The organism is Mycobacterium dioxanotrophicus, from assembly GCF_002157835.1.
Classification (GTDB): domain Bacteria; phylum Actinomycetota; class Actinomycetes; order Mycobacteriales; family Mycobacteriaceae; genus Mycobacterium; species Mycobacterium dioxanotrophicus.
The window spans coordinates 844,693-863,304 of the sequence record NZ_CP020809.1 but is presented as its reverse complement, the minus strand read 5'-3'; the positions used below and the strand labels follow the sequence as shown (position 1 = coordinate 863,304).

The window sequence follows — 18,612 nt, the reverse complement described above, 5'->3', positions numbered from 1 at the left end:
CCCGCGTCGTCGCCCGACGACCCTTGCCTTAACCGCAGATGCGAAGGAGCCACGACGGTGGAGTTCGACGTCGTCATCGAGATCCCGAAGGGTTCACGCAACAAGTACGAGGTTGACCACGAGACGGGCCGGGTCAAGCTCGACCGCTACCTCTTCACGCCGATGGGTTACCCCGCCGACTACGGCTTCTTCGAGAACACTCTCGGTGAGGACGGCGACCCGCTGGACGCGCTGGTGCTGCTGACCGAATCGGTGTTCCCGGGCTGCATCGTCGAGGCCCGGCCGGTCGCGATGTTCAAGATGACCGACGAGGCCGGCGGCGACGACAAGCTGCTGTGCGTCCCGGCCGGTGATCCGCGTTGGGATCACATCCAGGATGTCGGCGACGTGTCGCAGTTCGAGCTCGACGCCATCAAGCACTTCTTCGTGCACTACAAGGACCTCGAGCCGGGCAAGTTCGTCAAGGCTGCCGACTGGGCCGGCCGCGAGGAAGCCGAGGCCGAGTTGCAGCGCTCGATTGAGCGGTTCAAGACTGAGGAGCACTGATTTCAGGCCCCTGATTTAGCCCTGCTGTAACACGGGGTAATACCCCCGTACTCTGCGCCTTCGATGATGGTCGTGTGTTGATGCATCAGGGCATGGGGCTTGACGCGTACAACGCATTGCCGATGCGGCGCGCGGTGCACGCGGTCTACGAATGTTGTTACAGCGTGCTGGTATCCGCCGACCTGGCGCGGTCGCGTCCGTACGCCGACCACGAGAGCCTGTTCCGGCAGGCCGATGCCCTGCTGTTCAGCCTGGGCGAGGACTCCATCGACGCCGTGCTGCAGGCCTACCCGTTGATCGGGTGCCGCTGGCCCGACCTGCCCGACGTGACAGCGCGGTTCGACGGCGCCTTGCTGCGCTATCGCGACCGCTTCGGATTCGGGTTTGTCATGTGCACGCCCACCTGCGACCCGACCGAAGTGCTCGACTGCATCACCTACCGCCTGCACAACGACGTGGACACCGAACGCAAGGTGGTCCGCAACGAGCTGGCCCGCATCAACCGCACGCGGCTGGAGCGCATGCTCGGCCCCGAAGGCGGCTATTACAACTGGTAGCCGGGCCGCGAGCTGGCGGTGTTCACAACGTCCCGAGCCTTTGCGTCGGCACACTTTCCTTTTCGGACAGTCCAGGTCGGCACAGCGCGACGTGGCGCGGCATCTCGAGGTGCGAGTATTCGGCCAATGCCGCTTCCAAATAGCGCCTGCCCCGTGCGGTCGACTCGTCATCTCCCCTGGTGAGGAGCATTTGCCCGAAGAACCTCAGGGTGTGCGCATGTTCCACCACGTGGGGCATCGACTCCGCATCGGCCAGTGCCGCCAGGAAGTACGTCTCCGCGCGAGACCATTCACCCGCCGCGGCCGCGGCTACGGCAACGGCCCGCTTGACCAGGCGCCCGCCGCGGAACTCGATACACACCACGGCGGTTTCGTCGAGGAAACCTTCCAACACAGGCAGCAGCTCAGCCGCCTCATTGAACCGTTTCAAGATGGCCAAACCCTCCACCGCGGCCAGACCAGCCGTCCATGAACCGCAGGTGTTTGGCCGTCCCGGTGTAGGCAAATTGTGTCGATGCCGGTTGAACAGTTCCATGGCCGCCTCTGCGTCGCCCAGGTAGGCGAGGATCTCGAACAGCGACGACCAGCTCCAGCCGACCATCGCGGTGTTCTCCACCTCGATGTCCAGCGCGGCGGAGTACAAAGTCTTGGCCTCAGACCACTTTCCGGCCAGGAAGTTGCTCAGCCCGAGCCAGGACAGGGAATGCTCCCGCACGCCGGGACCGACGGCTTCACAGAACTCAAGGTCGCGACGAGCGAACCTCTCCAGGTCAGGAATGCTTCCGCGGCGGAAGAACTCCATCATCGCTTTCATTCGACTGTAATGTTGCTGGGCCGCATAGTTGCCGACTCGATTCACCACTTGGTCGAGTTCTGCCCCGATCTTGGCTGCTTCCTCCAGGCGTCCCAATCCCACCAGTGTGTAGTTCATGAAGCCCAACACGCTGGCATAGGTCCACGCGTCATCGGTGTAGCGCAATATCTGCAAAGCCTCGTAACCCGCCGCTACCGCATTGCCGTGCTGGAGGAAGGCCGGCAGCTGCATCGCGCGCATCGCCAGGGCGTGGCCTTTGAGCTCTGTATCGCCGGTCCGTTCCGCAAGCTCGAGTTCTTCCGCGATGTTCTGTGTGCTGGCCTCGTAATCGCCATTCCACGCGTTCGCGAAAGCCAACGCGCCGAGCAGTCGTCCCCGTTCCCGGCCGGACGCGTCACCGATCAATCCCAACCCGTACAGCGCCAGGTCGCGCGCCTCCCTGGTTCGGAAAGACCAGAAGATGGTCTGGCTCGCGGCCTGACATGTGCGCGAAATGGCAACGGCGTCATCGACTTCGGCATAGAGATCGAGCGCCTTGGACAGGGACGCGACCGAATCCGACCACTGCCCCAGTGCGCGTTGCGCCATGCCCCGCTGGTACGACAGTTCGGCGCGTTCCGACGCGTCGCTCGACTCGGTGAGGACCATGGCTCGGTCGAAGAAGCCGAGCGCTTCTTCGACGGCGGAACTGCCCAGTGCCGACCTGCCCGCCATCGTCAGATACCGCACGGTGTCCGCGCGGTCGGTGACCTGCCCCGCCTCCACCAGGTGGCGAGCGATCTCGTCGGCCCGCTCAGAGAGACCATCGGAATAGAGTTCTTCCAGTGCCCGGGCGGCCGCCGCGTGCAGACGTCGACGCCGCGCGGCGGAGACGCCCTCCAGGATGGCACGGTGCACGATTGCGTGGCAGAACGCGTAACGCTCCACCGCCCGAGGCGCCGCCACCGTGACGTCGAACAGCAGATTTGCCTGCACTGCCTCCTCGATGGCAGCCAAGAGTGCCTGATCGTCGATGTGGGCAACGTGTTGCAGCAGGATCAGATCGAACTCATGTCCAAGCACTGCTGCGGTCCGCAACAACTCCTGGGTTTCCTGCGCGAGACGTCGTGATCTCGAAGCGATCACATCTTTGATTCCACGCGGCACATCGTTCGATGTGGCAGACAATGCCGCCGAATTGTCGGTGAGATTGCGGATCAGCTCCGCCACGAACAAGGGATTGCCTCGGGTCTCCGAAAAGACCTCCTGTGCAAGCCGTTCCCGCGAAATCTGCAGATCGGTCACCGACTCCAACAGCTCGACGACGTCGCTTCGGAGCAATTCGTCGAGATGGATCTGCGTCGGAGCGATATCCCTGCTCAGATCCCCGAGAAAATCGATCATGGCACTCGACACCGGCTGCGGGCGGTAGGTACACAAGATGAGCATCCGGCCCTGGAACTTCGACTTCACCAGATAGGTGAGGAATCGCAGCGTCGGCGCGGGAGCCCAATGCAGGTCGTCGATGACCAGCAAGATCGGCGCAGCTTCCGCGGCTTGACGAAGCACGCCGACCGCGGCTCCAAACATCCGCATCCGGTTGATGTTGGGATCGAGCGGCATCTCCTCCGCATGGCCCGACGGGAAGTGCATTCGGGAATCGGGGCAGATTCTGCGCAGCTCGGAGGTGAGATCACCCAGGTGCTCGGCGAGCGCAACCGGATTGCACGCCTCGATGTAGGGAGAGATCGCCTGACCTATGGCGTCAAACGCGCCTCCGCTGTCCTCGTCGCAGCGACCGTAGAGAACCAATGGCGAATCTTGTTGCGAGAGCTGCCGTGCGAACTCGGCGACCAGCTTGCTCTTGCCAAGGCCGGCATCGCCGACGACGAGGGCTATCCGCGGGGTGGCCCCGCTTTGCACGGCGTTCCATTCTCGGTGCAATTGGTCCATTTCGCTGGCGCGGCCCACGAACCTGCCGGCATTTACCATGCGTAGCAATGAGATTGGTGGAGCAACGCGGGTGGGTGCGTCACTCAACTGAGCTTGAACCATCTGGATCAGGTCACGTCGGTCGGCCACCTCGAACTTCGCGAGAAGTTTCGACACGTGGCTTTCCACCGTGCGCACGCTGATTCCGAGCGCGGCCGCGACTTCGGCATTGGTCGAGTGTCCGAGCACTTGCTGGAGGGTTTCCCATTCTCGACCAGTGATGGCGCGCCCACCGATCAGTCGAGTGGTTGTCACCGTCGAGTCCTCCGATCCTCAGCACCCCCCGTCGGCGCGCCACCACTAGGGCAAGTGATGACGATCACAGCGAGACTAGCTTAGTCTCGCCCCATCGGACCTTCCTGTACGCGGGGGTGGTCGGCGGCCGGTGCAGGATGACGGGTGAACAACGGTTGTCCCCATATAACAGCGGGCAGAAATAACAGCGGGCAGAAGCCGACCGCCGGCGACAACACAGGCCACCGGCGGCCGGTTCCCAGGCCCACATTGCTACCTCAAGCCGTTTGTGGCACACCCCCGCTCACCAAGGCCTCGACCGGCGCCGCTTCCTGGTCTCGAGGCGCGCTGCGTCGCGACAGCGTCACGGAGAGCACGGTGGCCACCAGCAGGATCGCCAGCGCCGCCGAACCGGCTGCCGCCGAGGTGGGCCACCGCCCGTTGAGCAACAGGATCGCCGGCACGGTGCTGCTCGGGACGCCGAGCAGCACGAGGAACCATCCGGTGAAGTGGCCCAGGTCGACGCGGCCGGCCTTGGTCACGCCCAGAGCGAGCAGCACGAAGAACAACGACCACATGATGGCCCACGTCGCCCAGATGATCGCGAACACCGGATCGCTGCCGACGCTCTTGACCGCGTGATACACCGCGATGGCCGCGACGAACGAGCTGAACCAGCCGAACCCGCACGCGTCGATGTCGAAGATCTGGATGAGCCCGAACCACAGGTAGGTGAACCCGAACAGATAGCTCGGCCAAGTCGCGTTCACGATGCCGGGATTACCTTCGGACTGGACGAGCACCAGCGTCGGCAGCACGACCTGGGCGGCCCCGACGAACAAGTTCAGCGGCGCGGCCCCGCGCGCGTCGACAACCCCGACCGACACCAGCCCGTTGACCAGCAGGGCCACGCCGACGAGAAGCAATCCAACGTTTCCCATCAGCGCACCATCCATTTCACAAATTGATCAGCGGGCATGGCAGAGATTTCAGTGCAGGTATTCATGCTCGTTTGGGCTCCTCGACCTCACATGTGCCGACCTCCTGGAACATCCCGTACCGGCCCCGGAGAAAGACCAGCGGTTCGCTCTCGGGACGGGCGTCAAGACGGGTGACTTCGGCGACGACGATCGTGTGGTCTCCTGCATCGTGCTCGTGATGAATTCGGCACGTAAGCCAGGCGACGGCTTCGTTGAGTACCGGTCCTTCCTCATGAGTTTGGTAGCTCACTCCGACGAAGCGCTCTGCACCCTTACGCGCAAACTGGCCGACCAATTCTTTGTGGTGACCAGCCATTACGTTGACACAAAACATTCCGGCGGCGCGCACCGCGGGCCAGGTCGACGACGACTTCGCCGGGCAGAACAGCACGAGCGGCGGATCAAGCGAGACCGAGGTAAACGAGTTTGCGGTCATGCCAGTGGGACCTTCTGGCGTGTTCGCCGTGATGATCGTTATGCCCGTTGGTAGGTGCGCGAGGACATCGCGAAATCGGGCGGCATCGAAATCGAGTCCAATGCTCATCGCCCAGCTCCCACTCGTGCCGGGCCGACGATCGCATCGCAAGTCTCGAGATTGTCCATAGCCCAGCGCTCAACAGTTTTCGACATCTGGTCCATCCGTGATATTTCGAAGTACAGCCCACGGGTTGGTACCGAGGCTCCCAGCTCCACCAGTACCGGTCGCAAGCTCGTTTCCACGGCCAACGCGTGTTGAAATCCTGCTCCCGTCATGACTGGAATCGCAGTGACGCCGGCCAGCCCGTTATTGCCAAATCGATCCAAGAACGCTTTGAGCAGCCCCGTGTAGGCCGCCTTATATGTGGGGGACGCAACCACCGCAATATCCGTTGCTGCCAACCGGTTCTCAAGATTCTCAAGAGTGGCATCCGGCCAACGGAACATCGATCCGCTGACATCGCACAAATCTATCGTCGGCGCCAGTCGAGCCCCGATGCGCTCGATGACGAACTCCGCGACCGCCTCGGCAATTTCTCGCGTGCGCGAGCGCGACTTCGGATTGCCCACTACTACAGTCACTTCCACAGCAGCCACCTCCATGCTCGTTCTATCTTTGTGGCGCAACAACGCCTACCCAAGGAATCCGAACCACGGTGCTGTGTCGCGGCGGCTGTGAGGTGTCTTACACCCACTGCAGTTACTATGCACCAGCGCAACACATTTGGTCAAACATGAGTTGGAAACTCATTCACAATGTGGGTGCCCGACTGAAAATGGGTCGCTTCGCATAACGAAAAGCACTACCGCGCAAGGGAGCAAATGCCAATGCGACCCCGAGCGATCAGTCGAGTCCGGTGGTCCAGGTCTGCGCTTTACCCGTCAGGGCGACCACGCCGTCTGGCCGGGTGATCGTGGTCCGCAGCAGGCACATCGGCTTCTCGTCGCGTACCTCGAGCACCTCGACTTCACCTACCACGGTTTCGCCGAAGTAAATCGGGTTCTGCAGGCGCCATTCGAGATTCAGGAAGACCGTCCCAGGGCCGGGCAGGTCCGTTCCACAGATGCCGTGCAGGATCGCCTGCATGAGTCCTCCGTGACCCACTCTCCGACCGAACAGCGACTTGGCCGCCGCTTCGTCATCGAAGTGCAACGGGTTGAAATCTTGGCTGATCTCGGCCCACATCTTGGTGTGCTCCATGGTGAGCGTGTACTCACGCGTGGCCTTCTGACCGACGTCTGGCTTTCCTTTGCGGGTCAGTGCCCACGGATTCGGTGATTGTTCTGTCGTCATGTTGAACCTCTCCTGGGGACGTCTAAGTGACTGTCGGGCAGGATCACCCGGACTCGCTGATCCTCTGCACGGCGTGTCCACCGAACTGGTTACGCAGCGCCGCCACCGCTTTCATGGTGGGGGAGTCCTCTTGCCTCGAGGCGAACCGCGCGAACAGCGACGCGGCGATCACCGGCATCGGCACACGGTGGTGGATCGCCTCTTCGACAGTCCACCGGCCTTCGCCGGAATCCTCTGTGTAGCCGGTGATCTCGTCGAAACCGGGGTCTTCCTTGAGCGCCTTGGCCAGGAGTTCCTGCAGCCACGACCGCACCACCGTACCGTTGGACCAGGCCTGGATCACCGCCTGCGGGCTCTTGATCAGGTCCTCGGCCGCCAGCAACTCGTAGCCCTCGGCGTAGGCGTGCATCAAGCCGTACTCGATGCCGTTGTGCACCATCTTGGCGTAGTGCCCGGCACCCACCGGCCCGGCGTGCACGAATCCGTCGGCGAGTTCACCGGCCGGGCGCAGGGTGTCGAAGATCGGCATGGCCCTGGCCACATCCTCATCGCTGCCGCCGACCATCAGGCCGTAGCCTTCGGTCAGGCCCCACACGCCACCGGACACCCCGGCGTCGATGTAAGCAATACCCTTCTCGCCCAACAGCTTTGCGTGCGGGCCATCCTCGGTGTAGCGGGAGTTGCCGCCATCGATCACCAGGTCACCCGGGCTGAGCACGTCGGCCAGCGACACGATGGTCTGGTCGGTAATGGTGCCCGACGGGACCATCACCCAGACCACTCGAGGCGCGGTGAGCTCCGCCGCCAGGTCCGCCAGGCTGGCCACATCGCTGACCTCGGGGCGCGGGTCGTAGCCGATGACCTCGTGACCGCCCTTGCGGAGTCGCTCACGCATGTTGTAGCCCATCTTGCCCAGGCCGATCAGCCCCAGTTGCATGTGGGTTCCTCTTTCGCCGGGCCGGTCAGCCAGGAAGGCGCACCGGCATCAACAAGTACACGTAATCGGTGTGCGCAGCCGGGAACGGCAAACAGCGCCACGCTGGATACTGTTACCTCACAAGCTCTTGCGATGAGTGATCGAATCGTATCGCGTGTCCCATTTTGTCGCGCTTGGTCATCAGATACCGTGCATTCTCCATAGTGGGCACACAGGGCACTGACACAACTTCGACATCAAATCCACGCTGCCTCAGTGTATTTACCTTCTGCGGGTTGTTGGTCATGAGCCTCACCTTGGACACACCCAAATCCTCCAGGATGTGAGCGGCCACTTCGTATGACCGCGAATCGGTCGGAAGTCCCTGGACGAGGTTCGCTTCGATCGTGTCCAGCCCCGTCTCTTGCAGTGCATAGGACCGGATCTTGTTCGCCAATCCGATGCCTCGGCCCTCATGCCCACGCATGTAGATGATGACACCCGACCCTTCTTCGAAAATCTGCTTGGCCGCATGGTCGAGCTGCGTTCCACAGTCACAGCGTCTCGATCCCAGTATGTCTCCCGTCAAGCACTCACTGTGCAGCCTGACCAATGTCGGAGAAGATGTGGTGAGGCTGCCCGATTGATCGTGAGCGACCAGAGCAAGATGCTCGATGTCGTCTTCGGGGTCTACGTAGACGATCGCTTCGAACGTGCCGTATCGAGTCGGAATATGCGCTGCTGCAATGGAAGTCACAGAAGTGACCACAGATTCGGTTTGTCGTCTGTACTCGATGAGCTCATCGACGGAGATCGTCGGAAGGTCATGCTCCGTCGCGAATTCGGCGACCGCGTGACCGGTCAACATCGCACCGTTGCGATTCACCAATTCGGAGATGACGGCGACCGGCCTCTTGCCAGCCAACTTTATGAGATCCACCGCGGCCTCCGTGTGGCCGGCTCGCTCGAGGGTGCCCCCACGTCGCGCCCGCAAGGGAAAGATGTGTCCAGGCCGGCGGAGTTGCTGGGCTTGAGTGTTCGGATCTGCCAGGGCCCGTGCTGTCAGCGCCCGAGCAGCCGCCGACACCCCGGTCCCCGCCTCAACATGGTCAACGCTCACCGTGAAAGCGGTGCCGTGAGCATCGGTGTTCGTTTCGACCATTTGAGGCAGGAGTAATTCCTCACACCGCTTTGCCTGCATCGGCACGCAGATAATCCCTGACGTGTGCTCGACGAAGAACGCCATGGTCTCCGTATTGACGTCCTCCGCAGAGCAGACGAGATCTGCCTCGTTCTCCCGATTCGCATTGTCAGTGACAATGACTACGCCTCCTTCTGCCAGACGTTCCACGGCACGCTCGACAGCGTGCGCATTGGGAATCGCGTCGTCCATCGCCATCTCAAACCTCCACTCTCGCGGTGACATCGGTACCTTCATGATCTGAAATCGTTGTGCTGCAACTATTCAGTTGTGTTCGTCTAGAAAATGCTCCGTAGGCCCCGCATCGCCGCAACTCCCATCAACGGACCGGCTAAGAGCACAAGGAATGCGTACCGCCAGCCAACGGCGTCGGCGATGATAGGCACGATCTGTATCGTCACCACCGTCAGCAAAAAGCCAATCGCAGTCTGCGCCGTCAGCGCAGTGCCCACGTAGCGGCTGTCCACAGTCTCGGACAACATGGTCGAGAACACTCCGGAATCCGCAATCACCGCGGCACCCCAGATCGCGAGAAACAGCACAAGTACTGCCCATGCTGCGTCAAATGCCAACGGCGACAACAGACAACACGTCCCACTGATCGCCAGCGCCATGCCCGCAGTCATCGCCCGCCCGATCTTGTCCGCAAGCCAACCGCCGACGAGACACCCGAGAAGTCCAAAAATTCCGATCGTCACGAATATCGTGGCGCTGGACGCGCTCGACGATATCGCCCGCTGGTGCTCATTCACCGAGGAGACCAGGAACGTTCCAACCCAGGCCCACAGGGCATAGAGCTCCCACATATGACCGAAATAGCCGATATTGGCTAGCCTGGATTCCCGGTTTTTGAACATCTGCCATATGTATCGGGGATTCGCCTGCACGCGTCCCGACCCGGCGCCCGGGCCCGGCCTGAGGAACAGCACGGACAGCAGCCCGCCGGCTGCCGCGACACATGCAGCCACGGTCATGACGGATTTCCACGGCAACGTCTCGATACCATTGATGAGATGCGGCAGAATCGATCCCACTGTCAGCGCGCCGATCAACAATCCGAAGGATGTGCCACGATTCGCGCTTGTTGACCATGACGCCATGAGCTTCATACCGACGGGATACACACCGGCGAGGAGCACACCGGTGAAGAACCGCAGGATCATCGCCGTGGTGAGGCCCTCCGCGAACCATGCGAACGCCAACGTCAGCCCCGCCGTGCCGCAGGCACTCACTCCCAGCAGAACCTGGGGACGGATACGGTCTGCCAGGTTGGCGACTGCCGACACAATCGCCCCGATGGCGAAGCCGATCTGGACGGATGCCGTGAGCCAAACTGCCGCCGCGCTGGAGATCCGCCATTCGATCGTCAGGCTCGGCACCACGGACGTCGCCGAGAACCAGACGCTGAGAGCCATGACCTGAACCGCAGCAATGAGAAGCCACTGCCGTCGGGCGGCCCACCCCAAAGCCGGGGTCTGGACGGGCGCCCCGATGGGGCGCCGATCACTGTCCACACTTGATTCCATGGTTGATTCACCAATCACTCGTGGAGAAGACCGCGGCGGCCACCACACCAGTACGGTCTGATGGCCGCCGCATCGGTCGCATCTCGCAGATCCGGCTACCTAGGAGCGCTTCACTGCCAGCAGGTCCACCATCTGGATGCTCGGAGGCGTCTCCAGAAGCTCCGGCGTGATCTTTGCCAGCAGCTCGGGAATCTCACCGTGCAGGTGTTCATCGCGGCCGCTCTGCGTCAGGAAGGTGTCATAGATCCCGTAGGTCGATTCATCGATCTTGAAGGCGTACCAACTGCTGGTGTCGGGTTCGCCCTGCACGATCTTCTTGCCGTCGCGCAGCCACTGGGCCAGCTCGTTCTCATTGCCCGCCTTGGCAGTCAAGGTGACCAACAGGCCAACCTGCCGAGGCGACCGCTGGATTCCTGCTGCCGTCGATTCCAGCGTGAAGGGACGTTCGCGAGCCGGTGTCTTATCCGCACCCTGCCGATACTGCGCGGCGGTGTGCTCGGCGGGCACCCGCGGCTGTCCGGTGAACCGCTCCCGCAGCGTCATGGCCCCAGCAGGAACCTCGGGGATATGTCCCCGGCGGCGCAACTCGGGAACGACGAGGTCCACGAAGTCCTCCATGGTCCCCGGGGCCAGCACGCGGGCGAAGTTGAACCCGTCGACGTCGGCGATCTCCGTCCACCGCTCGAGTTCGTCGACCACCGTCGTCGGTGAACCGATGACAGCTGCGCTCATGCCGCCGACGCAGACCCATTCGGCGAGCTTCTGCGTCGTCCAGATCACCTCACTGTCGACCCGGGTGAGCATGTCGTTCATCGCCTGCATGGCATTGCCCTTGACCTTCGCCAGGGGTTCGTCCGGTGCGGTCGTCGACAGGTCCATGCCGGTCCAACCGCCCATCAGGGTCAGCCCGCCCTCGGGACTCGCGTACTTGTAGACGTCGGCGAGTTTGGCTTGTGCCTCTTCGTCTGTGGGCGCGGTGACCGTCGTCATCATCATGATGATCTTGATGCTGCGGGGATCGCGGCCCTCTTCGGCCGCCGCCATACGAATTTGATCGACCACGGGGCGCACCTCGTGCGGATCGGTGCCGATCAAAAAGACCGCCTCGGCGTGCTTGGCGGCGAAGCTCCGGCCCCGCGAGGACGCCCCCGCCTGGAACAGGAACGGCGTGCGCTGCGGGCTCGGTTCGCTGAGATGCGACCCCGGAACGGTGAAGTACTTGCCCTTGTGCTCGATGTCGTGCACCTTGGCCGGATCGGTGAAGACGCCCTTCTCTCGGTCCCTGACGACCGCGTCGTCCTCCCAAGACCCTTCCCAGAGCTTGTAGCAGACCTCCATGAACTCGTCGGCCACGTTGTACCGCTCATCGTGCGGGATCTGGTCATCCAAGCCCAGGTTCTTCGCGGCGCTGGATTGGTAGGACGTCACGATGTTCCACGCCACCCGCCCCTTGGTCAGATGGTCCAGGGTGGTCATGCGCCGGGCAAAGGAATACGGCAGTTCATAGGTCAGCGATGCCGTGCACCCAAAGCCCAGCCGCTCCGTCGCCGCCGCCATCGCCGAGACGGTCAGCAGCGGATCGCCGACCGGTACCTGAATCGCGTTGCGCAACGCGGAGTCGTTCGAACTCCCGTACACGTCGTAATACCCGAGCACATCGGCCATGAACAGGCAGTCGAATCCACCGCGCTCGAGCAGTTTCGCCAGGTCCACCCAGTAATCGAGATCCTTGTAGCGCCAGGACTCATCTTCTGGATGCCTCCACATCCCCGGAGCCTGGTGCCCAACGCAGTTCATGTCGAACGCGCTGAGCAACATGTGCTTCTTGGCGTCGCCTGCAGCCATGGTCGCTGACCTTTCCTTAAGTCTGAATAGTGTTGTGCTTCAATGTCTTTAAGCACCTGTCCGAGGACAGGCGCCGTGATGTCACTTGGAGGCGAGAACTTCCAGGGGCTGGATCTTGGGCGGCGAGGCCAGGAGCCCCTCGGCCCGCGTGCCGAGCGTCTCGGCTACCTTCCCGACAAGCTGGGCCTGGCGACCGGACTCATGCGCGAAGGTGTCATAGATCCCGAACTGGGACTGATTGATGCGAAATGCATACCAGGATGACGAACCCTGTTCTTCCACAACAGATTCCAAAGAATCGGACAAGAAACTCGACAGTTCCTGCTCTTTACCCCTGATTGCCTCGAGAAGCACCAGCAGCCCGACTGAACTCGACACAGATCAATCTCCTTCTCATGCGATAGCCACTCCCACCAGCTGGAGATGGCGTGATGCAGACCATATTGACAACGCCGGCACGAGCACATCCGTGGTCACCACGGAACTTCCTACGGTCTTGCCACTGAAATGTCATGAAACGGCCCCCGGGCACCTGCGTGCACCGCCGATCACGAACGCGCACCGGCGCACCGGAGGCCTCGCCAGCGGCATGCGGTTGTCGCTGCAGATCTTCGAATCTGAACTCTTGCACGGGATTCCGTCGGCCGAGGGCGCGCGCCCCGGGCGTCGGTGGAATTTGCATGCCAATTCGAGTAAGTCTCACGATGAATGCTTGACCGGCGGCGCGCGCTGTAGCACCATCTCCTCAGGCGCCCAAGAATGCACATCCCGAGACGCGCGAGCTACGCGGCCCGGAGCGCTTCCAAACCAATTCAGGTTGACCGGCGTCTTCTCACCGACGGGCGCAACACGCTCATTCGTTGGTCCCTCGGCCCCTTTGAGAGTTCAAGACAATTGCAGGAGGTCCCAGTGAAAGCCCGTGTGATGACAGAAGAAAGCTCTTCAGTCACAACAATGGATCCGTCGGTGCCCTTCGGCAGCGGCCTGGACAGGTTACAACCGGCTGAGGCTCACTCTGATGAGATGCGAATGGTCTTCAGCAGATTTCCGGCCGCAGTAGCCGCCTTGTGCGCGACAATCGACGGTCAGCCCTACGGCCTGGTCGCGACGTCCCTATCTGTCGGCACCTCGTATGCCCCACCCATGACGTCGTTCTCGGTGCGCAACCAGTCCACCACGTGGCCCGTCTTGCGGTCCTCGCCTCGGATCGGGATCTCGATTCTCGCCCACGGGCAACACGAGGTCTGCCGCCAGATCAGCTCGAGGACAGGAGAACGGTTCGGCGGCGTGAACACCATAGCGACCGAGCAGGGCGCGCTGTTCATCGATTCAGCAGTGACGTGGCTTGACTGCGAGGTGGTGGCCGAACTTCCCGCCGGGGATCACACGGTCGTGATATTCGAAATCCACGGGGCCAGTCATGACCGGGCGGTGGCTCCGCTGGTCTTCCACGATGGCTCATTTCCGTCGTTGGCCGTCGAACCGATGCAGTGAAATCTGGCTCCTGTCGCTCCGGCAAAATCGTGGAGGGTTTCCTATGTCGCTTCTCACCCTGGCTCCCGACAATGTGCGCAACATCTCCTACCCAACACCCAACGCACGTCAGATCCGGCACAACAACGAGACGCTGCCGCCCCACGTCATCGTGCTGTTCGGGGCGGCGGGTGACCTGGCGAAACGCAAACTCCTGCCGGGTCTGGCCTATCTGGACCAGTCGGCGTTCTCCCCGGAGATTCGGGTAGTCGCCACGTCCCTAGAGGATTTCCGCGACGAGGAGTTCCTCCAGCACGCCAAAGCGGCCATCGACGAGTTCGGCCATCGTCACCCCACCGATGAGCAGTGGGCCAACTTCGCCGCCAAAGTGCACTACGTCCCGCAGAGCGCGGGCCCGGCAGCACTGGCAGCGGCTGTGGCGGCCGCCGAAGTGGAACTCGGCAGCGAAGCCCGTCGGCTGCACTATCTATCGGTGCCGCCCAAGGCCGCCCAGGCCGTCATCAGCATGCTCGAGGATGCCGATCTGGTGAAGCGCTCCAAGGTGGTGATGGAAAAGCCGTTCGGCACCGACCTGGACAGTGCAGTCGCGCTGAATGCGTTCGTGCACAGGACATTCAAGGAATCTCAGATCTTCCGCATCGACCACTTTCTGGGCAAGGAGGCCGCGCAGAACATTCTGGCGTTCCGGTTCGCCAACGGCCTGTTCGAGCCCATTTGGAATCGCAACTTCATCGACCATATCCAGATCGACATTCCAGAGAAGCTCGGGCTGGACAAGCGGGCCAATTTTTACGAGAGCACCGGGGCTTTCAAGGACATGGTGGTCACGCACCTGTTCCAGGTGATGGCGTTCGTGGTGATGGAGCCGCCGACAGCGTTGGAGCCACGCGCCATCAGTGAAGAGAAGGACAAGGTGTTCCGATCGATGCTGCCGCTCAACCCCGACGATGTAGTGCGGGGCCAGTATCAGGGCTATCGCGACGAGCCGGGGGTATCGGCCGAGTCCGAGACTGAGACGTTCATCGCGCTCAAGGTGGGCATCGACAACTGGCGCTGGGCCGGGGTGCCGATCTACCTGCGCACCGGCAAGAAAATGGCCGAGGGCCAACGCATCATCTCGGTCGCGTTCAAAGAAGCACCACGGACCATGTTCCCGGCCGGTGCCGGAGTCGGCTCGCAAGGGCCCAACCACTTGACCTTCGACCTCGCCGACGACTCGAAGGTGTCGTTGTCGTTCTACGGCAAGCGGCCCGGGCCCGGAATGCGCCTGGAGAAGCTGTCGATGCAGTTCTCCACCGAGCAGAGCGGGGCGGTGGCTGATGTGCTGGAAGCCTACGAGCGGTTGTTCCTCGACGCCATGCGTGGCGACCACACCTTGTTCACCACGGCTGAGGGCATCGAGGCGCTGTGGGAGCGGTCGACGCCACTGCTGCGGGATCCGCCCGCGGTCAAGATGTATCCGGCAGGGACGTGGGGACCGAACGCGATTCACCAGCTGATCGCGCCGAACGCCTGGCGGCTGCCGTTCGAGCGGATGTGGCGGGAGTAGGACCGCGCCAAGGCGAGCCCACACTCAGCGCCGGCGCGCTACGCAGCCGCCACTGATTCCACGGCACATTCCAGCCGCCGTTAGCGGTGCAAAGGAGATCGCACCCTGGGATCGGCTCTCGGACCAGACTTTTCGGATTTCAACGGCACTACCCAAGGCGCGGTCGAACAACAATGACGAGAAAGTAACTGACCCGAGCCATCGAGTCGGCTACATCATTGGCAGCCCTTTCACAGCCCGGTGGCCTCGGTGATCTTGGCATCAGCCAGGGTGTCGTCGGTGCGGTCGCCGGGGACTGACCGAGCTCGGTATCGGCAGGACCAACTGCTCTGTTCGCACTACAGCCGCGACTACCACGCCGACTATCCGCCTGCAGGGACGGAACTCAAAGAAGCGATCGCTTCTGTCGACACGATTGCGCCAGTATGGCCTATCCTTTGCGCGCACCCTCGTCGTTGACCTCGAAACGATGGTGCTGTGACCACAGAGGTGTTGTAGCCCAACATAGTGACCGCTCGCTCGCCATCGCTCGTTGGCGCCATGCCGTTTCAGGAGCCACGCAATCAATCCAACAGGTGCCGGTCGTGGTCCCATCGTTCCAGCCAACGCTGCAGGTCGTAGACGCCGAGTGCGGCAACTACCACCGGCACTGCTGCCAGCCAGACGATCACAGCTGTGCCATCTCACGAAACATCCGCGCCGATTCCAGGTGATCGCGAACACTCGAATAGCTGCACCTGGGCGGGGACACCTGGCTGGCCGACGGCCAGACGGCGACGGAAATCGAGAACATTGTTTCATTCTCGACGTGCAACAAGCGTTTCTTGGCTTCGTCTGCACCCATGGTTCCTGACCATTCTGTGAATCTCAATAGTGCTGTGTGTCAATGGTTTTAGGGACTGTCAGCCGACGGGGCATCGTCATGTCACTTGAAGGCGAGAACTTCCAGGGGCTGGATCTTGGGCGGCGAGGCCAGGAGCCCCTCGGCCCGCGTGCCGAGCGTCTCGGCTACCTTCCCGACAAGCTGGGCCTGGCGACCGGACTCATGCGCGAAGGTGTCATAGATCCCGAACTGGGACTGATTGATGCGAAATGCATACCAGGATGACGAACCCTGTTCTTCCACAACAGATTCCAAAGAATCGGACAAGAAACTCGACAGTTCCTGCTCTTTACCCCTGATTGCCTCGAGAAGCACCAGCAGCCCGACTGAACTCGACACAGATCAATCTCCTTCTCCTGCGACAGCCACTCCCACCAGCTGGAGATGGCGTGATGAAGACCATATTGACAACGCCGGCACGAGCACATCCGTGGTCACCACGGAACTTCCTACGGTCTTGCCACTGAAATGTCATGAAACGGCCCCCGGGCACCTGCGTACACCGCCGATCACGAACGCGCACCGGCGCACCGGAGGCCTCGTGGGTTTCCGTTTCAGCACTGTGATATCAACTCCTGCAACGTATTCCACTTCGAGAAAGTCTCCCGATCATTGCTTGACCGATGGCGCGCCGAACGCTTGGCGACTGCCGTGCGAACGGGTGTGGCGGGAATAGCGCCGGTGCCAACGCGAGCTGATCTGCTACTCCGGCCAGCCGTTGTCGAGGATGATCTGGACGAAGTCGTCGCGGACGAACGAAGGGTCGTAGTGCTCGAGCACGTCGGCGTTGACGTTGCCGAATGTGCTGCGCGGACGATGCTTGTTGCCGTCGGTGAAGGCCTGCAGGATCTGGCGTTTGAAGTCGGGCCGCGGGTGGGCTGCGGTGACTGCGGCCAGCGCCTCCGCCGACAGGTCGTCACGGCCGATCCCCAGCACGTCGGTCTCGACACCCGCTGTGACCAAGGCGATTTCCGGCTCGAGGAACTCGGGCACACTCGGCGTCGTGTGTAATGCGATGCCCAGCCACACCTTTCGCGCGTCGGCCTCGTCGACACCACGCGCCAACAGGAACTCCCGCGCCGCGTTGGCGCCGTCGACCTCGAACCGCAGCTGAGAGTCGCGGTAGCGCTCGGTCAGCCCGATGTCGTGGAACATGGCGCCGACGTAGAGCAGTTCCAGGTCGGGCTGCAGCCCGCGGCGACGGCCTTGCAGTGCACCGAACAGGAATACTCGGCGCGAGTGATCGAACAGCAGATCACTCTCCGCGTCGCGGATGTACTCGGTGACATCCCGCACCAGCTGGGTGTCGGGAATGACGATGTCGGCAACGGATTCGATCGATGTATTGGTCATGAAGCAAGTGTGCGGAGAAGACCGGTGATCGAGCCGTGTCCTTTCGGCCATGAATCACACAGTTTGCGACATGGTTTCAGCCGGGAATGGCACCGGATAAGGCTCGCTGAAGTCGGCGGACCGGCTGACCTCACGCCACTTGCGGTCATCGCTGAGCAGTCGCTGATCGAGGGCGATCGAACCTTCCGCGGCGTTGACTCCGAGCGGAAGATGATACGGAATATCTTGGCGCCGAGTCATTTTCACCAGAATCTCGGCAGCGCGCTGCGGATCGCCCGCCATGATGGCTCCGCTCTGGCTCGCGGCGGCGCGCATGGCCCCGACAGTCTCGGCATACGCGTCGGGCGCCTCGTGGACGGTCATCGACGCCCCGGCCCAGTCGGTGCGGAATCCGCTGGGCTCGACGACCAGCGCCCGCACGCCGAACGGAGCCGTCTCGACCTGCAGCACCCGGGAGAATCCGTCGATCGCGAACTTGGCGGCCTGATACGACGCGAGCCCGGGTGAGCCGCCGACCCGACCGCCCATCGAGGAGAACTGGATGACCAGGCCGCCCCGCTGCTCGCGCAGGATCGGGATGGCCGCCTTGGACACGTTGTAGACGCCCCAGAAGTTGGTCTCGAACTGCTCGCGGAAATCGGCGTCGTCGGTGGTCTCGATGGGCGACACGTTGGCGTATCCGGCGTTGTTGACGATCACGTCGAGGCGGCCGAACCGCTCGCGGGACGCGGCCAGCGCCGCAGCGGCGGCGGCGGGGTCGGTGACGTCGAGCGCGAGCGAATAGATCCGCTCGCCGAACTCGTCGGCGAGGTCGGCGAGCTGCTCGGGCCGGCGTGCGGTGGCTGCCACACGATCACCCGCCTCCAGGGCCGCACGAACCAGGGCACGGCCCAAGCCGCGGGACGAACCGGTGACGAACCAAACTTTGCTCATGAAGTTAGTAAAACATCGTTGCGTTAATAACGCAACGAT

General features: G+C 62.4%; 16 protein-coding genes and 1 pseudogene. 4 read left to right on the top strand and 13 right to left on the bottom strand.

All coding sequences use genetic code 11. The features are described 5' to 3' along the window. Positions 1-57: 57 nt before the first annotated feature. Both BTO20_RS04035 and BTO20_RS04030 read left to right on the top strand, forming a co-directional pair. Positions 58-546 carry an inorganic diphosphatase gene (locus tag BTO20_RS04035; protein ID WP_087073596.1) on the top strand — a complete coding sequence of 163 codons (489 nt, stop codon included), beginning with the start codon at positions 58-60 and terminating at the stop codon, positions 544-546. Positions 547-626: 80 nt separating this feature from the next. After that, positions 627-1,103 carry a 2-oxo-4-hydroxy-4-carboxy-5-ureidoimidazoline decarboxylase gene (locus BTO20_RS04030; protein WP_087073594.1) on the top strand — a complete coding sequence of 159 codons (477 nt, stop codon included), beginning with the start codon at positions 627-629 and terminating at the stop codon, positions 1,101-1,103. 22 nt (positions 1,104-1,125) lie between these two features. Here BTO20_RS04030 and BTO20_RS04025 read toward each other — a convergent pair whose 3' ends face one another. The 10 genes and pseudogenes from BTO20_RS04025 to BTO20_RS03980 all read right to left on the bottom strand — a co-directional run bounded on the left by BTO20_RS04025 (position 1,126) and on the right by BTO20_RS03980 (position 12,739). After that, complete coding sequence (locus tag BTO20_RS04025; RefSeq protein ID WP_087073591.1) at positions 1,126-4,143, bottom strand: ATP-binding protein; 3,018 nt, start codon at positions 4,141-4,143, stop codon at positions 1,126-1,128. 257 nt (positions 4,144-4,400) lie between these two features. Then, complete coding sequence (locus BTO20_RS04020) at positions 4,401-5,063, bottom strand: AmiS/UreI family transporter (RefSeq protein WP_087081573.1); 663 nt, start codon at positions 5,061-5,063, stop codon at positions 4,401-4,403. 61 nt (positions 5,064-5,124) lie between these two features. After that, positions 5,125-5,646, bottom strand: a complete 522-nt coding sequence (locus tag BTO20_RS04015; protein ID WP_232491033.1) for a flavin reductase family protein — start codon at positions 5,644-5,646, stop codon at positions 5,125-5,127. Further along, on the bottom strand, positions 5,643-6,167 hold the full coding sequence (locus BTO20_RS04010; protein WP_232491032.1) for an NADPH-dependent FMN reductase: 525 nt from the start codon (positions 6,165-6,167) through the stop codon (positions 5,643-5,645). Before BTO20_RS04010 ends, BTO20_RS04015 begins: the two co-directional genes overlap by 4 nt. A gap of 256 nt (positions 6,168-6,423) precedes the next feature. Next, positions 6,424-6,873, bottom strand: coding sequence for a MaoC/PaaZ C-terminal domain-containing protein (locus tag BTO20_RS04005; RefSeq protein WP_087073586.1), 450 nt, complete (start codon positions 6,871-6,873; stop codon positions 6,424-6,426). 43 nt (positions 6,874-6,916) lie between these two features. Beyond that, a complete protein-coding gene (gene gnd / locus BTO20_RS04000) occupies positions 6,917-7,810 on the bottom strand; it encodes a phosphogluconate dehydrogenase (NAD(+)-dependent, decarboxylating) (protein WP_087073584.1) in 894 nt (297 codons plus the stop codon). Positions 7,811-7,922: 112 nt separating this feature from the next. Beyond that, entirely contained in the window at positions 7,923-9,188 is a 1,266-nt protein-coding gene (gene ribA, locus BTO20_RS03995) for a GTP cyclohydrolase II (RefSeq protein WP_087073582.1), read from the bottom strand. An 80-nt stretch (positions 9,189-9,268) separates the two neighbouring features. After that, positions 9,269-10,405 (bottom strand): MFS transporter, encoded by a 1,137-nt coding sequence (locus BTO20_RS03990; protein ID WP_087081571.1) that lies wholly within the window; start codon positions 10,403-10,405, stop codon positions 9,269-9,271. A gap of 576 nt (positions 10,406-10,981) precedes the next feature. Next, positions 10,982-12,361, bottom strand: a pseudogene (locus BTO20_RS03985) (LLM class flavin-dependent oxidoreductase); the annotation flags it as partial. 81 nt (positions 12,362-12,442) lie between these two features. After that, complete coding sequence (locus BTO20_RS03980) at positions 12,443-12,739, bottom strand: putative quinol monooxygenase (protein WP_157680130.1); 297 nt, start codon at positions 12,737-12,739, stop codon at positions 12,443-12,445. A gap of 651 nt (positions 12,740-13,390) precedes the next feature. Here BTO20_RS03980 and BTO20_RS03975 point away from each other — a divergent pair. Both BTO20_RS03975 and zwf read left to right on the top strand, forming a co-directional pair. Beyond that, positions 13,391-13,855, top strand: a complete 465-nt coding sequence (locus BTO20_RS03975) for a flavin reductase family protein (protein ID WP_232491031.1) — start codon at positions 13,391-13,393, stop codon at positions 13,853-13,855. Between the two features lie 43 nt (positions 13,856-13,898). Further along, a complete protein-coding gene (zwf, locus tag BTO20_RS03970) occupies positions 13,899-15,404 on the top strand; it encodes a glucose-6-phosphate dehydrogenase (protein WP_087073574.1) in 1,506 nt (501 codons plus the stop codon). Between the two features lie 925 nt (positions 15,405-16,329). On the opposite strand, the gene BTO20_RS03965 is transcribed toward zwf, so the two are convergent. The 3 genes from BTO20_RS03965 to BTO20_RS03955 all read right to left on the bottom strand — a co-directional run bounded on the left by BTO20_RS03965 (position 16,330) and on the right by BTO20_RS03955 (position 18,573). Then, positions 16,330-16,626, bottom strand: coding sequence for a putative quinol monooxygenase (locus BTO20_RS03965; protein ID WP_087073572.1), 297 nt, complete (start codon positions 16,624-16,626; stop codon positions 16,330-16,332). Between the two features lie 363 nt (positions 16,627-16,989). Beyond that, positions 16,990-17,640, bottom strand: a complete 651-nt coding sequence (locus BTO20_RS03960; protein ID WP_087073570.1) for an HD domain-containing protein — start codon at positions 17,638-17,640, stop codon at positions 16,990-16,992. Between the two features lie 54 nt (positions 17,641-17,694). Beyond that, positions 17,695-18,573: an SDR family NAD(P)-dependent oxidoreductase gene (locus BTO20_RS03955; RefSeq protein ID WP_087073568.1), complete on the bottom strand. Its 879-nt coding sequence runs from the start codon at positions 18,571-18,573 to the stop codon at positions 17,695-17,697. Between the last annotated feature and the right edge of the window lie 39 nt (positions 18,574-18,612).